20 protein-coding genes are annotated in these 13,642 nt (G+C 62.2%); 4 read left to right on the forward strand and 16 right to left on the reverse strand.

Annotation, left to right across the window (positions count from 1 at the left end):
- Nucleotides 1-111: 111 nt before the first annotated feature.
- From ACZ1G0_RS03950 to ACZ1G0_RS03985, 8 genes are all read right to left on the reverse strand, one after another.
- Nucleotides 112-747, reverse strand: a complete 636-nt coding sequence (locus ACZ1G0_RS03950; protein ID WP_472735752.1) for an OmpA family protein — start codon at nucleotides 745-747, stop codon at nucleotides 112-114.
- A gap of 5 nt (nucleotides 748-752) precedes the next feature.
- Nucleotides 753-2,129: a type II and III secretion system protein family protein gene (locus ACZ1G0_RS03955; protein WP_472735753.1), complete on the reverse strand. Its 1,377-nt coding sequence runs from the start codon at nucleotides 2,127-2,129 to the stop codon at nucleotides 753-755.
- A gap of 169 nt (nucleotides 2,130-2,298) precedes the next feature.
- On the reverse strand, nucleotides 2,299-2,454 hold the full coding sequence (locus ACZ1G0_RS03960; RefSeq protein ID WP_472735754.1) for a hypothetical protein: 156 nt from the start codon (nucleotides 2,452-2,454) through the stop codon (nucleotides 2,299-2,301).
- 53 nt (nucleotides 2,455-2,507) lie between these two features.
- Nucleotides 2,508-3,122, reverse strand: a complete 615-nt coding sequence (gene cpaB, locus ACZ1G0_RS03965; protein WP_472735755.1) for a Flp pilus assembly protein CpaB — start codon at nucleotides 3,120-3,122, stop codon at nucleotides 2,508-2,510.
- Nucleotides 3,123-3,349: 227 nt separating this feature from the next.
- Entirely contained in the window at nucleotides 3,350-3,565 is a 216-nt protein-coding gene (locus tag ACZ1G0_RS03970; RefSeq protein ID WP_472735756.1) for a pilus assembly protein, read from the reverse strand.
- A 200-nt stretch (nucleotides 3,566-3,765) separates the two neighbouring features.
- Nucleotides 3,766-3,951: a pilus assembly protein gene (locus tag ACZ1G0_RS03975; RefSeq protein WP_472735757.1), complete on the reverse strand. Its 186-nt coding sequence runs from the start codon at nucleotides 3,949-3,951 to the stop codon at nucleotides 3,766-3,768.
- 200 nt (nucleotides 3,952-4,151) lie between these two features.
- A complete protein-coding gene (locus ACZ1G0_RS03980) occupies nucleotides 4,152-4,337 on the reverse strand; it encodes a pilus assembly protein (protein WP_472735758.1) in 186 nt (61 codons plus the stop codon).
- Between the two features lie 207 nt (nucleotides 4,338-4,544).
- The gene (locus ACZ1G0_RS03985; RefSeq protein ID WP_472735759.1) at nucleotides 4,545-4,763 is read right to left on the reverse strand and encodes a pilus assembly protein; all 219 of its coding nucleotides are present in this window, start codon (nucleotides 4,761-4,763) and stop codon (nucleotides 4,545-4,547) included.
- A 333-nt stretch (nucleotides 4,764-5,096) separates the two neighbouring features.
- On the opposite strand from ACZ1G0_RS03985, the gene ACZ1G0_RS03990 reads away from it, so the two are divergent.
- Complete coding sequence (locus ACZ1G0_RS03990; protein ID WP_472735760.1) at nucleotides 5,097-5,906, forward strand: lytic transglycosylase domain-containing protein; 810 nt, start codon at nucleotides 5,097-5,099, stop codon at nucleotides 5,904-5,906.
- A gap of 2 nt (nucleotides 5,907-5,908) precedes the next feature.
- On the opposite strand, the gene ACZ1G0_RS03995 is transcribed toward ACZ1G0_RS03990, so the two are convergent.
- The 4 genes from ACZ1G0_RS03995 to ACZ1G0_RS04010 form a co-directional block, all read right to left on the reverse strand.
- Nucleotides 5,909-6,412 (reverse strand): hypothetical protein, encoded by a 504-nt coding sequence (locus ACZ1G0_RS03995; protein WP_472735761.1) that lies wholly within the window; start codon nucleotides 6,410-6,412, stop codon nucleotides 5,909-5,911.
- Between the two features lie 86 nt (nucleotides 6,413-6,498).
- Nucleotides 6,499-7,125 carry a 3-oxoacid CoA-transferase subunit B gene (locus ACZ1G0_RS04000; protein WP_472735762.1) on the reverse strand — a complete coding sequence of 209 codons (627 nt, stop codon included), beginning with the start codon at nucleotides 7,123-7,125 and terminating at the stop codon, nucleotides 6,499-6,501.
- Nucleotides 7,126-7,129: 4 nt separating this feature from the next.
- Nucleotides 7,130-7,843 (reverse strand): CoA transferase subunit A, encoded by a 714-nt coding sequence (locus tag ACZ1G0_RS04005; protein WP_472735763.1) that lies wholly within the window; start codon nucleotides 7,841-7,843, stop codon nucleotides 7,130-7,132.
- Between the two features lie 109 nt (nucleotides 7,844-7,952).
- Entirely contained in the window at nucleotides 7,953-8,546 is a 594-nt protein-coding gene (locus tag ACZ1G0_RS04010; RefSeq protein ID WP_472735764.1) for an SRPBCC family protein, read from the reverse strand.
- 99 nt (nucleotides 8,547-8,645) lie between these two features.
- On the opposite strand from ACZ1G0_RS04010, the gene ACZ1G0_RS04015 reads away from it, so the two are divergent.
- On the forward strand, nucleotides 8,646-9,134 hold the full coding sequence (locus ACZ1G0_RS04015) for a MarR family winged helix-turn-helix transcriptional regulator (protein WP_472735765.1): 489 nt from the start codon (nucleotides 8,646-8,648) through the stop codon (nucleotides 9,132-9,134).
- Between the two features lie 122 nt (nucleotides 9,135-9,256).
- Here ACZ1G0_RS04015 and ACZ1G0_RS04020 read toward each other — a convergent pair whose 3' ends face one another.
- From ACZ1G0_RS04020 to ACZ1G0_RS04030, 3 genes are read right to left on the reverse strand one after another with little or no spacing between them, the layout of a single operon-like run.
- Nucleotides 9,257-10,363 carry a class II histone deacetylase gene (locus ACZ1G0_RS04020; RefSeq protein ID WP_472735766.1) on the reverse strand — a complete coding sequence of 369 codons (1,107 nt, stop codon included), beginning with the start codon at nucleotides 10,361-10,363 and terminating at the stop codon, nucleotides 9,257-9,259.
- Nucleotides 10,364-10,396: 33 nt separating this feature from the next.
- Entirely contained in the window at nucleotides 10,397-10,627 is a 231-nt protein-coding gene (locus ACZ1G0_RS04025) for a DUF6455 family protein (RefSeq protein WP_472735767.1), read from the reverse strand.
- Between the two features lie 55 nt (nucleotides 10,628-10,682).
- Entirely contained in the window at nucleotides 10,683-11,381 is a 699-nt protein-coding gene (locus tag ACZ1G0_RS04030) for a M48 family metallopeptidase (RefSeq protein WP_472735768.1), read from the reverse strand.
- A 50-nt stretch (nucleotides 11,382-11,431) separates the two neighbouring features.
- On the opposite strand from ACZ1G0_RS04030, the gene ACZ1G0_RS04035 reads away from it, so the two are divergent.
- Together ACZ1G0_RS04035 and ACZ1G0_RS04040 are read left to right on the forward strand one after the other, a co-directional pair.
- Complete coding sequence (locus ACZ1G0_RS04035) at nucleotides 11,432-11,803, forward strand: thiol-disulfide oxidoreductase DCC family protein (RefSeq protein WP_472735769.1); 372 nt, start codon at nucleotides 11,432-11,434, stop codon at nucleotides 11,801-11,803.
- Nucleotides 11,804-11,821: 18 nt separating this feature from the next.
- Complete coding sequence (locus ACZ1G0_RS04040) at nucleotides 11,822-12,172, forward strand: YigZ family protein (protein WP_472735770.1); 351 nt, start codon at nucleotides 11,822-11,824, stop codon at nucleotides 12,170-12,172.
- A gap of 9 nt (nucleotides 12,173-12,181) precedes the next feature.
- Here ACZ1G0_RS04040 and rimO read toward each other — a convergent pair whose 3' ends face one another.
- On the reverse strand, nucleotides 12,182-13,540 hold the full coding sequence (gene rimO, locus ACZ1G0_RS04045) for a 30S ribosomal protein S12 methylthiotransferase RimO (protein WP_472735771.1): 1,359 nt from the start codon (nucleotides 13,538-13,540) through the stop codon (nucleotides 12,182-12,184).
- Nucleotides 13,541-13,642 lie beyond the last annotated feature (102 nt).

The raw sequence follows: 13,642 nt of genomic DNA on the forward strand, positions 1-13,642 counted from the left end.
CATGGTGTGTTGTGCAGGACAATTCGGGCAACAATGGGGCCGAATTCCTATATAAACGCGATAATCGTGAACAAGCGCGCTTTTGGGGCGGGATTGAACCGCCCCAAGGGGTCAGCCGCCAAAGGCGTACTGGCGATAGACGATGGCGGCGTAATTGCCATCCAGAACAAGGGGGTGGCCGCGCACGAATCCGCCCACCTCGGTCACGGCGCGGCGGTTGGCGGGTTGCCGACCAGAGGATGGGATCAAGGGATCGCGTTCGCCAAGGGACACCAGCGCATCAAGGCGCGAACGGCTGACCCCGGCGCGGGTCAGGGCGTTGACCACAGCCTCGGCCCGGCGGCGGCCCAGCCGTTCATTGGCCGCCGTTGATCCCACCGCATCGGCGTGCCCATAGACCGAAAAGCGCACTTCGGGGAATTGACGCATGAAATCGGCCTGCCGCGCGATGATCTGGCGGGCCTGACCATCCAGACGGGCGCTGCCAAAGGCAAAGTTCACGGTGGTGGGCACAGCGGCGGCGAAGCGTTCGCCCAACTCGTTTTGCGGATTGATGGTGCCGTTCTGCACCCCGGTGTTATAGGCGCTGACGTTGCCAAAACCGCCCTCGTCCAGTTCCGCGCCCGCCTCGGCGCCGCCCCTGGCCCATGTCTCGACCCGGTTTGTGACGTTGCGCACCTGTGCACAACCGGCAAGCGCTGTGGCGGAGACACCCAGCAAAAGGGCTCGGCGGGTGATGGTCGTCATGGCGCTCACTCCAGGATGTAGCCGTAGGACCCGTTGAAGTCCTGGCTGACCGCGTCGTTGCGGTTGTTGCGGGCATTGGTGGGCCGGCGCGCGTCCACGGCGGTTTCCCCAAACAGGAACAACTCCGATTCGGTGGGGATGCGGATGCGGTCCGTGGGCAGGGCCAGGGTTTCATCGCTGACGGGGGACACAAGATGCGCCGTGACGATGATCACCAGTTCGGACTGACGCCGGGAATAGCTGGCGGATCGGAACAGCGCGCCCAGGATCGGCAAATCGCCCAGCAGGGGGATCTGGTTGATACTGTCGGAAAAGTCGTCTTGCAGGATGCCCGCGATGGCAAAGCTTTGCCCGTCGCGCAGCTCTACGGTGGTTTGCACCCGGCGGTTGGTGGTGGTGGCCACTTCGGTGCCGCCCACGCTGACCTCGCTGTCGGCGACCACGGCCGTCACATCGGCGCTCAGTTGCAGGTTGATGATGCCATCGTCAATGACCGTGGGCAGCAGGCTCATGTTCACGCCGATGGGTTTGAATGACACGCCCACGCCGCCTTCGCCATCGGCCACGGGGATGGGCACTTCGCCGCCCGCAAGAAAGCTGGCGGTTTTGCCGGACAGGGCGGTCAGGTTCGGTTCGGCCAAGGTGCGCACGGCGCCCTTCGCCTCCAGGGCTTGGATCAGGACATCCGCCCCAAGGGAGGAGCCGCCGATGGAAAAGGCCAAGGCCCCGCCCGTCGCACCGGCCAGCCCGATGTTGTTGGTCAGGGTCGCGCCGTTCAGGGCCGTGCCTGTGGGCGTCAGACGCGCGCCCAACTCTTTGGACACCGTGCGCGACATCTCGGCAAAGCGGACCTTCATCTGCACTTGCTGCGATCCGCCCACTACCATCAGGTTCATCACACCGGAAGGCGCGTAGCGTTCCGCAATCTCCAGCGCGCGGCTGATCTTTTGGGCAGAGGACACCGTGCCGGACAACACGATCCCGGCGTTGGCCGTGCGCACCGAAATCGCTTCGCCGGGCAACAGCTCGGACAGACGTTCCTTTAGTTCCGCCACATCCAGCGTCACGTGCACGTCCACGTTTGTGATCAACCGCCCATCCAGACCCAGCAGGGTCAGCGTGGTGCGCCCCGGGGTCTTGCCCAGCACATAGATCGTGCGTTCCGACAGGGTCGCGATGTCTGCGATTTCGGGGTTCGCCACGGACAGCTCCGCAAAGGCGGCATCACTTTCGACCACCACCGCGCGGTTCAAGGGCACCCGCAGGGGCGATTGCGCCGTGCCGGTTTGCACCGTCAAAGTCTCGGCCAGCGCCATGGGCGCGGATGTTGAGAAAGCAGCCAAGCCCACAAGGGCGGCTGCAAGAATATGTCTAAAGGTCATGTGATCCTGCCTCTCTGATCACGACTGCTCTGAGGTGGGTCTTATGCCCATTCCGTTAAGTGTGCGTGATTTTTCATGTTTTTGCAACACAAGTGGCAGCTTGCGGTAAAACCCGCGCGCGCCTGGGCCAGATAGGGGTAGGGCGCGCGCGGGATCGCTATATCTGGTGTCAGCCCTCCTCGGGGCAGGGGACGCGGATCAACTGCACCTCGGCCCCGCGGCGATTCCGAACGGTGCACACCCGTTCCTGCTGTTCCGGTCCGCCCACGCCCAGCACCTCGCGGCGGCTGGCAGTGACCTGTTCGCTTTCGGTGTCGTCCTTCACACCCACCAGCGCCAGGGTCAGACGGCCAGACGATTGCGCCTGGGCCAGCTTGGCTACGGTTTCGGGGGGCCGGCCACGGTTACGGTGGTGGCAATCATCGGGTTGTTGCGCTGTTCGTCCGTGACCTGATCAATGGCCAGCAGTTCAAGGTTGGGGTGGATCAGACGGGTGATCTGCCCGACCTCGCCCCCGGACCCGGTCCAGTAGACATCCACCCGATCGCCCGGCCGCAGAAAGCCGGACACGCCGGACATCACGTCCACACGCAGGGTAAAGGCCCGCATCCCCGTCCCGATCCGCGAGGACACGCCCGCATCCTCGCCCGGGGCGGTGACCTTCATGATCAACAAAGGTTCGTCCCGTTCCATGGCGCGCAGCACCGTGCGGGGTTCGTTCTTATCGGGGGGGAAGATCTGATCCATCGAGGTGAAGGCCCCGGCGGGCACGTGGTTGGCAGGCCACGCGATAGCGCGCACGTCAGACCGGCGCAGGGTGTCCCCATAGGCCATGCGCCGTTTCACAACGTAGACGTCGCGCACGGGCACGATCTCGCGCTGTTGATCGGCAAGGGCGGTCTGATAGGCGTCAAAGCGTTCCTTGGCGGTCTTCACCGCAAAGCCCGCCAGGCCCACGCCCAGTATAAGTACAAGTCCAAAGATCAAACGCATGTGTCTGTCCTTTCCTATGGTTGGGTGCGGCCTGTCACAAAAACGGCGCACCGCGTCTTGGCCTGTATCGCGCCCGATTGCGGCAAAAGCATGGAGGGATCGGGGTCAGGATATGGAATGTGTCCGGTGGGTGCACTTTGCGCCCGGTCGGTCTGGACTGGCGCGCGCCCCGACACAAAAAGGCCGCCCGAATTGGACGGCCTTTGACTGAAACCGGGTTGCTGTGATCAGCAGGCATCGGTGCCGGTTGTGGTTGTGCCGAAGTCGGTCGAGACGCCTTGTGTACACAGCTGGCGTTCGATGTCGTCGCTCAGGTTCTCGATACCATCGGACACAACGCCCATCACGGCCAGGCCAAGGCCCACAAGGGCGGCGGTCAAGACCACCCAGTCCACTGTCACGGCCCCGGCCTCGTCCGTTGCAAAAGTCTTCAGGATTTCCATTCTACGCTCCTATTGATCAAAGGGGTCCGCGGGCGCACCGTCGGACGCCGCTTGATATCCAAGGATTCGGGGCGTGAATGAGGCCAAGGTTCCGGGAAACGCGGCAGACTTTCAAACAATTTTAATCGAATTGAAGGTCCACAGACGCAAAAGGGCCGCCCGAGGGCCGCCCTTCCACGATATCAATCTCGCGTTCGCGCTTATTCTGCGAATGCGGATGTGATGTGATCTTTTTCCAGCTGTGTTTTGATGTCGCCGGACAGGTTTTCCACGCCGTCGGACACAACGGCCATGACGGCCAGGCCCAGGCCCACGAGGGCAGCGGTCAGAACAACCCAGTCAACAGTAACGGCGCCGGATTCGTTTGCGATGAAGTTCTTGATCATTTTGATAGTCCTTTGGATTTGCTCGTTTGGTTTTTCAAAGCTGTCCCGCTTCGATAAGGTATGTTTGACGGTCAACCGTGGCGGGAATAGGGCACATTCTTGGTTAATGTGAGAAATTTACGATTTATCAATTGTGCCGCCAAAACGAAAAAGGCCGCCCCGAGGGGCGACCTTTCGCGGCATCACTTTCGCGTTCGAAATTATTCTGCGAATGTGGATGTGATGTGATCTTTTTCCAGCTGTGTTTTGATGTCGGTGGACAGGTTCTCGACGCCGTCGGATACAACGGCCATCACGGCCAGGCCCAGACCCACGAGGGCAGCGGTCAGAACAACCCAGTCAACAGTGACGGCGCCGGATTCGTTTGCGAAGAAAGACTTGATCATTGTGTTAGTCCTTTGGATTTGCTCGTTGAGTTTTCGGGGCTGTTCATCGCTCCGATACATATGGTTTGGCAGGGGGCTGTGGCAGAAATCGGGCGTGTTCTTGGTTAATTTAAGAAAAACGACCGGTTTTCATTTTACATCGCCTGACCCCCAAACGAAAAACGCCGCCCCGGGGGGCGGCGTTCGAAACTTCAAAGTCGGATCGACTTATTCTGGGCAGTCGGCAGGTGTGCTGGAGCTCAGGGTGGCGAAGGAGTTGCCGATGGTCTGACCACACAGCTGACGCTCGATGTCAGTGGACAGGTTCTCGACGCCGTCGGACACAACAGCCATCACGGCCAGGCCCAGACCCACGAGGGCAGCGGTCAGAACAACCCAGTCAACAGTGACGGCGCCGGATTCGTTTGCGAAGAAAGATTTGATCATGTTCTCGTTCCTTGAGTAGGTTTTTGTGGTTTCGGTGCTGTCCCGCTCCGATGACACCCTTATTAACCGCAATCGGGGCCGAAATAGGGCACGTTTGAGGAGAATTCGGGAAGGGGGGATCTATGACGCTTATGGGCAAAATGTATCAAGATCGCGCGATCAACGGCGTTTATATAGTGGGGGTGGCCTCACCCTCGCGCTGATTTTGACGTTTGACGGGTCGAATGTGTCCGAAATGTGGCCCGAATTATCCCAAATCGACACAATACGCCTGAAATTTGCTCTATTCCCCGGGCAGTCTGCGCCAACACTATCATAATGTCGGAGCGTTCCATGACCCGTTTCCTTTTGTCCTGCCTCCTGGCCCTTGGCGTCGGCACCGCCATTCCGTTGGCGGCACAACAGACCAACGGCGATTTTACGTTCAAACGGGTCAAGCCGCCCGCGCCGGGCACCACGCGCCGAATCAACATCCAGATCGCGCCGCAGATCACTGCCCCCGCGGCCACCCCGGCCCCCAAGGCAGCACCTGAACGCGCGGCGGCCCCTGCGGATCAACAGGATTGGTTCTGGGATGTGGTGAACCCCGCGCTGGAGCCGCCCGAGAACGGGCGCTTCCTGCAAGCCGCCGCATTGGCCAAGGCCGCGCCCGCCGCGTCGGGCATCACGGCCCCCAGCCTGCAAATCATGCGCGACATCGCACAGGCCCATGGGCCAGCGCTGTTGCTCAATTCCGTGTCCAGCGGCATCTCTCCGGCCCTGGCCCTGTCGGTCATCGCGGTGGAAAGCAGCGGGCGCGCGGACGTGACGAGTCCCGCAGGGGCGCAAGGATTGATGCAGTTGATCCCCGCCACGGCCGCCCGCTTTGACGTGACGGACCCCTTTGACCCGGCCCAGAACATCAAGGGCGGCATGACCTATCTGGGATGGCTGATGGAGGAGTTCTACGGCGACCCCCTGCTGGCCCTTGCGGGCTACAACGCGGGCGAGGGGGCCGTGCGCCGCCACGGGGGCGTGCCACCCTTTGCCGAAACCCGCGCCTATGTGCCCAAGGTTCTGGCCGCATGGCAGGTCGCCCGCCTGCTGTGCGTCACCCCGCCCGAGCTGCCTTCGGACGGCTGTGTGTTCGCAACGCCAAACTGACGTTACTTGTTGACCCCTGGGAATTCACCTTGCCCGCAGGTCTGGGTGTCAATACAGCCCACATCGACACCCTGCACTTGGGCGATGTAGGTCTGCATCTCGAATTCAGCGATCTCCCGGTCCGTCAAGTCAGTCCTGTCCTGATAATTGGCCAGCTTTTCCCAGGTTTCCTGAGGTTCTTGGCCGCGCGCTTTCTGGTTGATGTCTTGCATTTCGCTGGTGCTGGTGGCGGCTTCGAGTGCCTTCATGATGGCACCCCAGCTGTCGCCTTCGTAGGGGATCGCATCCACTTCGACATAGTCTGGCCCAAAAGCGGCTTTGATTATCCCGTCCTTCTTCATTTCGGCGCTGATGTCGTTTGACAGGTTGGACACACCCGACGAAACAACGCCCATCGTCGCCAGTCCAAGGCCGACCAGGGCCGCCGTCAAAACCACCCAGTCCACGGTGACCGCGCCGGTGTCATCTTTTATGAAGGTATGGGTCATCTCGTGCCTCTTGTTCATGTTCCGGCAAAGGTATCACTCGTAAGTGCGGCAAGAGTATGGCCCGCCCCGGTTCTATTTGGGACGGGCCACTGACCTGTATGGACCTAACCGACGATGGTCGCCTCGGTCAGGCTGCGCAGCTCTTCTTCGGTGACGCCATCGGCCAGTTCCACCAGCTTCAGCCCACCTTCGACCACGTCCAGCACGCCCAGATTCGTGATGATCCGGTCCACCACGCCCTTGCCCGTCAGGGGCAGGGTGCACGCCTTCAACACCTTGGACTGTCCATGCTTGTTGGCGTGATCCATGACCACGACCACACGGCCCACGCCCGCGACCAGATCCATGGCCCCGCCCATGCCTTTGACCAGCTTGCCCGGGATCATCCAGTTGGCCAGGTCGCCGTTCTCGGCCACCTCCATAGCACCCAGGATCGCCATGGCGATCTTGCCGCCCCGGATCATGCCAAAGGACTGCGCACTGTCAAAATAGGCGGTCTGGGGCAGTTCCGTAATTGTCTGCTTGCCCGCGTTGATCAGGTCGGCGTCAATGTTGTCCTCGGTCGGGAAAGGGCCCATGCCCAGCATCCCGTTTTCCGATTGCAACGTCACCTCGACCCCCTCGGGGATGTGGTTGGACACCAGCGTCGGGATGCCGATGCCCAGGTTCACATAGGTGCCGTCTTCCAACTCCTGTGCCGCGCGGGCGGCCATTTGATCTCTGTCCCACATGGCCTTAACCCTTACTGACTGTGCGTTGTTCGATGCGCTTTTCGTGATCGCCCTGAATGATCCGGTGCACGTAGATGCCGGGCAGGTGGATCGCGTCGGGGTCCAGCGTCCCCGTGGGGACAATCTCTTCGACCTCCAGCACGCAGACCTTGCCACACATGGCGGCGGGCGGGTTGAAGTTGCGCGCGGTCTTGCGGAAAATCGCGTTGCCCGTGGCGTCGGCCTTCCAGGCCTTCACGATCGACAGATCGGCAAAGATGCCGTTTTCCATGATATAGGTTTCCATGGCGCCATCGGGGCCGGTGGGGAAATCCTTGTGATCCTTGCCCTCGGCAATCACTGTGCCCACGCCGGTCTTGGTGTAAAAGCCCGGGATGCCGCAGCCGCCCGCGCGCATCCGTTCGGCGAGCGTTCCTTGGGGGTTGAACTCCAACTCCAGCTCACCGGACAGATACTGGCGCATGAATTCCGCGTTCTCGCCCACATACGAACTGATCATCTTTTTGACCTGCCGGGTCTGCAACAGGATCCCGATGCCGAAATCGTCCACGCCTGCGTTGTTGGATGCAAAGGTCAGATCCTTGGTCCCGGCCTCTTTGATCGCGGCCAACAGCAATTCGGGGATGCCGCACAGGCCAAAGCCCCCGGCGGCGATGAACATGCCGTCGTGCAAAAGCCCGTCCAGAGCCTCCGCGGCGCTGCCATACACTTTCTTCATGTGTGGAATTCCTCTGTTTGGTTGGCGCCAAAATGACGCAGCGGAACCGGAGTGTCAACGAAATGCCGCGCCGCAGCAGGGCGGCGCAGCATCCAATGGTTCGCGCGCCTTACGCCGCGTTATAGGCCGCCGCCGCCCCCGACAGGCCACTTTCCATGAAGGGCGCGAAATCCTGCGTCAAAAACCGGCGGATAAAGGGGCGCACCAGAAACACCCGGGGTGCAACCGCGTAGGTCCAGGTCACTTCGGTGCGATCCGGTCCGAGGGGGACATAAGTAAAGGTGCCCCGGATGTGGCTGATGACCCGCTGCTGGGGCGCAGTGAACCCCCAGACCTGATAGCTGAACGCCTCGGCGTCGTTGCGCAGCACCCGTTCAATCACGCTGTACCCGCCGTCCAGATGCACCCGGCGCACCGCACCGACCTGTGGAAAGGCACCCGCGACGGGTTCCAGCCGCGTGATTGCGGGGATCGCCGGGGTGGGTTGGACAAAGGCCAGAACGCCGGTCTCGGGGGCTTGCAGGCGCGCAATCACCTGCGCGCGCGGCCCGTTGAACACGGCAGAGGTGACGTTGGACAGATAGCCCGCATCGTCGCGCAGGGCAGGCGGCGCGCCTTCGGGCACGTCTAGGGCAAAGGCACGGGCGGACAGCAGTGGCAGGGCGGCGATCCCGGACAGGATCAGGGTGCGACGGGTCAGCATGGGTGGGTTCCTTTTAGTACGATATTCGCATTAAATATTGCGACAATCGTACTATTCAAGACGGCTTGTGCGTTTTTCCCACGCCTGCCACACAAGGCCATGGCGGATGCAAACGATCAGACCCACGACCTTTTGCTGGCGGTGGGCACCCTTTTGCGGGAATTCCACGTCAATGAACGGGCTTTCCCGATTGCCGAGGGGCGGATCGACTACAGCCCCCATGTGTTTCAGACCCTGAACTTTCTGGCCGCCCACCCCGGGGCGCGGGCCTCTGACCTGTCCGACGCCTTTGCCCTGCAACCCACCACCGTGTCGTCCCTGATCGCGCGTCTGGAACGGCAAGGGCTGGTGGCGCGCCAGCCCCATGCCCGGGACAAGCGCGCCAAGGCCCTGCACCTGACGCCCGAGGGGCAAGACGTCGTCGCCGCGATTCTGCGTCAGGATTTGCGGAACATGGATCTGATGCTGTCCGCCCTGACCGAGGCAGAGCGCGCGGATTTCGTCGCCATGATGAAACGCGTCGCGGCCCGGGTGGCCGAGGCTGCGCGCGGCGGTCCGGCCCCCGATCCGACGCGGCGTTTGGATTAGGCGTGTGGGGGCGCGCCGGGACGCGAAGACTGCCGACCTGCTGCAGACCATGCACGGGTTTTGCGCGACCCGTGCGGGATCGTGCACGAGTCAGGCAAGGTCGGCGCGGTGTCAGAGCGGTGTCAGAGGTGTGTTAACCCTTCGCTCATCTCTGTTAAGATTGCGCTGCAATACGCGTCGAACCGCGGGCTGGGCTGGCGGTCGCGGAACCGTTCGTCAAAGGGGTCTGGAACGCTGATCTCGCTGCCCGTCAGTTGTTCCAGCACCGCGTGTCCGCAGAACGGCACATAGACCTCGGAATAGCCGCCCTCATGGGACAAGACGAGGCGACCCTCGCAAAATTCTTGTGCAAATTCCTGCACTTGCGCGGTCATGGCCCGGAACGTCGCGGCGCGCGCCATCATTCGGCCAAGGGGGTCGATCATGGCCGGGTCAAACCCGCAGGCCACGATCACGATGTCCGGCTTGAAGGCGGCCATCTGGGGCAGGACAAGGCGCTTCATCGCCTCCAGGTAAGTGTTATGCCCGCCCCCGGGCGGTAACGGAATGTTAAGGTTTGCGCCACGCCCGCGCCCCTCGCCCCGATCTTCGTAAGCCCCTGTATCGCTTGGATAATTCCGCTCCTGATGGATCGAAATCGTCAGGACTTCGGGCCGGTCGTAAAAAATGGCCTCGGTCCCGTTGCCGTGGTGCACATCCCAATCCAGCACCACCACCCGCTCGCACCGTTGTTCGGCCAAGGCGGCCTCGACCGCAATGGCGATGTTGGCTAACAGACAGAAACCATTGGGAAAATTCGGCAGGCAGTGGTGCCCGGGCGGGCGGGACAGGGCATAGGCCTGGGTCATGTCGCCCGCCAGAACCGCGCGCACCGCCGCCGTGGTCAGACCCGCAGAAAGTGCAGCAATATCAAAGCCATCGGGGCCAAAAGGGGTGCGCAGGCCCAACTCTCCGCCGCCCTTGGCGGACATCTCGCGGAATTCGGTCAGATAGGCGGCGGGGTGCACGCGGCGCAGCTCTGCCTCCGTGGCTGCCACCCCCTTGGGCCAGACCATCTGATCCGCTAACCCACTGACACGCAACAGATTTACAAGGCGGCGCTTGGTCTCGGGGTTCTCGGGCAGACCCCCCAACATGGGTTGCACAAAGCCCCCCACCGGCAACATCCCGGCGTAATTCCCGCCCGAATGCCACATGCACCGCTCGTCATGGAAGAACCCAACCGTCATCGCCCTCTCCTTCGAGACGATGCTAGGGCAGGTCTACATCTTTGTCACGGCGCGCAACGCATCCCACCGCGCGTCATTGGCGCAGGTGTCCGGCGTACCGCCCGTGTTCAGCGCGCGGGCACAACCGCCTGGATCGCTGCAGCCGCGACACCGGGTGACAAGGTCCGCATGATCCGCGTCCGAAACAAGGCCCCGGGCGCGCAGCTCGTCCAGGTCAAACCCCTGCGCTTTGGACATTCGTTGGATCAGGGTGAGGTGTTTCACTATATCATTCATGGGTGTTTTCTATCACCCTGAAAGCACCGAACCTTGATCTAAATCAAAGACTTGCTGCGACGCGGCGCACTGTGGCGATGCGATCCGCATTGGCCGGGTGGGTGCCCAGAAAGCGGTCGCCCGGATCCGGGATGCGGGTGAAGAAAGCCGCCCCGCGCACGGGATCGAACCCGGCCTCATGGGCGAGGATGGTGCCGATGGCATCCGCCTCCAACTCGTGTGTCTTGGAGTAGCTGCGGGCGCCCACGGCGGCACCTGCGCGCCCGAACTCTTCGATCGTGGCGGCGTCGGCACCTGCCGCCGCGGCCACCAACGCGCCCAGTATGGCACCGGTGCGCGCGGACTCAACCTGCCGTGGGATGTGCCCTGCGATGTGGTGCGCGGCCTCGTGCCCGATGACAAAGGCGATCTCGTCGATGTTGCGCGCATCGGCAATCAGCGCCTGCGTGAAGGTCAAGACGGGACGCCCCGTGCGGTCCAATGACTGGAAAGCGTTAGGCGGAGCATTGCGATCAGGGTCCACTACGATATTGAAATCGCAGTTAATTCCACGGGTTTCAGCCCGGCAGAACGCCTCGGTCAGCGGTTCCATTCGGGCCACGGCCGTGGTGAAGTTGCGCGCGGCCTGCGCCCCGCTGAGTGACGGTGCAGCCGGTTGGCTGACCACCGGCGGGGCCTCGACCGTGGGCGTACATGCGGCCAACAAAGCCACCAGAAAAAGAGCAATGGTGCGACCAAACATAGCGAACCCTTTCGTCACTGCGCCCTATATCTAGGATATCGGAGGATGAAATGCCAAACCAAACACGTGTTCTTTACAACGGCGAATGTCCAATTTGTTCCCGCGAAATCGCGCATTATCAGCGCTATGCCGAAGGGGCGGCCCTTGATCTACGGTTCGAGGATTTGACCTCCACTGATTTGGCGGCTTGGGGCGTCGACGCAGACACCGCCGCGCGGCGTATCCATGTCATCAAGGACGGTCAGATGTATGTGGGCCTGCCTGCGTTCGTTGTCCTGTGGGCCGAAATGCCCAAGTTTGCATGGCTCGCGCGGATTGTGGGTCTGCCCGGGGTGCGTCACGTGGGTGCGGTGGTCTACGACCGTGTGCTGGTCCCGATCCTTTACGCCATGCACAAAAGGCGCATTGCGAAGGGCGGCTAGGGCAGGCAGGCTGCCCCGATGAAAGTGATCGAAGACGTTATCCGGGATCGTGGGTCCAGATACGCGGTGTCGGGCGGTCCCGCCTACAGTGCAGAGGACGCGAAGGCCTTGGTCAAATCCCTGTGCCGCAACAAGAAATTTGCCAAAGCGACGCACCACACGTGGGGTCTGTTGACTGCAGACGGACCGATCAAGAACGACGACGGCGAGGCGGGCGCAGGCATGGTCATAGTGCGCATGTTGGAACGCGAACAGGTCTTTGACACGGTCGTGGTCGTGACCCGGTGGTACGGCGGCAAACATCTGGGCGGCGACAGGTTCAGACACGTGGCCGAGGCGGTGCGCGTGTGGTTGGCAGCGGCCCGCTGAGAGTGCGGGCTAGATGCGGCCCCACAAATCATACTCGCTGGCCTCGTCCACCTCGACGCTGACGATGTCGCCGGGGCTAAACCCTTCGAAACCCTCATCAATAAACAGGTTTCCGTCGATCTCGGGCGCGTCGGCCTTGGTGCGGCAGGTGGCCCCTTCGGCGTCTACCTCATCCACGATCACATCGATCCGGGTGCCGACCTTGGCCTCCAGCTTGGCGGCCGAGATCGCTTGGGCCTTTTCCATGAACCGCGCAAAGCGGTCCTGCTTGACGTCCTCGGGCACATGATTGTCCAGAGCATTTGACCGTGCGCCGTCGACATTTTCGTATTGAAAACAACCCACCCGATCCAGTTGCGCCTCGTCCAGCCAATCCAGCAGGGTTTGGAATTCGGCCTCGGTCTCACCGGGGTAGCCCACGATAAAGGTCGAGCGCAGGGTGATATCGGGACAGATGTCGCGCCATTCTGCGATCCGGTCGAGGGTTCGTTCAGCCGCCGCAGGGCGCGCCATGCGCCGCAGGGTGTCGGGATGGGCGTGTTGGAACGGAATGTCCAAGTAGGGCAACAGGTTCCCCTCCGCCATCAGGGGCACGAGGTCTTTCACAAACGGGTAAGGATAGACGTAGTGCAGCCGAACCCAGGCCCCCAACGACCCAAGGTCGCGCGCCAGGTCCACGATGGGATGTTTCGAAGATCTGTCTTTGATATCAGTGCCATAGGCCGATGTATCTTGGGAGATGACCAGCAGTTCGCGCACACCGGCGTCCACCAGCCGTTCCGCTTCTCGCAGGACGGCCCCATGGGGGCGGGACATCAGTTTGCCGCGCATGTCGGGGATGATGCAGAATTTGCACTTGTGGTTACAGCCTTCGGAGATCTTGAGGTAGCTGTAGTGCCGTGGCGTCAGGGTGACGCCGGATGCGGGCAGCAGATCGATCTTGGGATCAGGGGACGGGGGCACGGCGGCGTGCACGGCGTCCAGCACTTGTTCGTATTGGTGGGGCCCGGTCACGGCCAGCACCTTGGGGTGTGCGCCGGTGATATACTCAGGCTCCGCCCCCAGACAGCCCGTGACGATGACTTTGCCATTGGCCTCGATCGCCTCGCCAATCGCCTCCAGGCTTTCGGCCTTGGCGCTGTCCAGAAACCCGCAGGTGTTGACGATGACCGCCTCTGCCCCCTCGTATTGCGGGGAAATCGCGTAGCCCTCGGCGCGCAAGCGGGTCAAAATCCGTTCCGAGTCCACCAGTGCCTTTGGGCAACCAAGGGACACCATGCCGATGGTCGGCTGACCCGGGCGCGCATCGCTTGGCAGCACCGCACGGGGGGCGAGGTCAGGGCGAAGTTCGGGTGGATTTTGGGACATGGGACACCTTTGCGCGGTTTGGGGCCGTGTAGCACCGAGGGGCGGAGAAGGCTAGGCGAGCGTTCGGGCGGCGCACAAACGAAAAGGGCGCCCAAGAGCGCC

This window comes from Thalassobacter sp. HA4-2, from assembly GCF_055693705.1.

Bases quoted from the DNA above. Each gene is read 5' to 3' on its own strand.
- ACZ1G0_RS03950 (WP_472735752.1), bottom strand. From the start codon at position 747: ATGACGACCATCACCCGCCGAGCCCTTTTGCTGGGTGTCTCCGCCACA.
- ACZ1G0_RS03955 (WP_472735753.1), bottom strand. From the start codon at position 2,129: ATGACCTTTAGACATATTCTTGCAGCCGCCCTTGTGGGCTTGGCTGCT.
- cpaB (WP_472735755.1), bottom strand. From the start codon at position 3,122: ATGCGTTTGATCTTTGGACTTGTACTTATACTGGGCGTGGGCCTGGCG.
- ACZ1G0_RS03970 (WP_472735756.1), bottom strand. From the start codon at position 3,565: ATGGAAATCCTGAAGACTTTTGCAACGGACGAGGCCGGGGCCGTGACA.
- ACZ1G0_RS03975 (WP_472735757.1), bottom strand. From the start codon at position 3,951: ATGATCAAGAACTTCATCGCAAACGAATCCGGCGCCGTTACTGTTGAC.
- ACZ1G0_RS03980 (WP_472735758.1), bottom strand. From the start codon at position 4,337: ATGATCAAGTCTTTCTTCGCAAACGAATCCGGCGCCGTCACTGTTGAC.
- ACZ1G0_RS03985 (WP_472735759.1), bottom strand. From the start codon at position 4,763: ATGATCAAATCTTTCTTCGCAAACGAATCCGGCGCCGTCACTGTTGAC.
- ACZ1G0_RS03990 (WP_472735760.1), top strand. From the start codon at position 5,097: ATGACCCGTTTCCTTTTGTCCTGCCTCCTGGCCCTTGGCGTCGGCACC.
- ACZ1G0_RS03995 (WP_472735761.1), bottom strand. From the start codon at position 6,412: ATGAACAAGAGGCACGAGATGACCCATACCTTCATAAAAGATGACACC.
- ACZ1G0_RS04000 (WP_472735762.1), bottom strand. From the start codon at position 7,125: ATGTGGGACAGAGATCAAATGGCCGCCCGCGCGGCACAGGAGTTGGAA.
- ACZ1G0_RS04005 (WP_472735763.1), bottom strand. From the start codon at position 7,843: ATGAAGAAAGTGTATGGCAGCGCCGCGGAGGCTCTGGACGGGCTTTTG.
- ACZ1G0_RS04010 (WP_472735764.1), bottom strand. From the start codon at position 8,546: ATGCTGACCCGTCGCACCCTGATCCTGTCCGGGATCGCCGCCCTGCCA.
- ACZ1G0_RS04015 (WP_472735765.1), top strand. From the start codon at position 8,646: ATGGCGGATGCAAACGATCAGACCCACGACCTTTTGCTGGCGGTGGGC.
- ACZ1G0_RS04020 (WP_472735766.1), bottom strand. From the start codon at position 10,363: ATGACGGTTGGGTTCTTCCATGACGAGCGGTGCATGTGGCATTCGGGC.
- ACZ1G0_RS04030 (WP_472735768.1), bottom strand. From the start codon at position 11,381: ATGTTTGGTCGCACCATTGCTCTTTTTCTGGTGGCTTTGTTGGCCGCA.
- ACZ1G0_RS04035 (WP_472735769.1), top strand. From the start codon at position 11,432: ATGCCAAACCAAACACGTGTTCTTTACAACGGCGAATGTCCAATTTGT.
- ACZ1G0_RS04040 (WP_472735770.1), top strand. From the start codon at position 11,822: ATGAAAGTGATCGAAGACGTTATCCGGGATCGTGGGTCCAGATACGCG.
- rimO (WP_472735771.1), bottom strand. From the start codon at position 13,540: ATGTCCCAAAATCCACCCGAACTTCGCCCTGACCTCGCCCCCCGTGCG.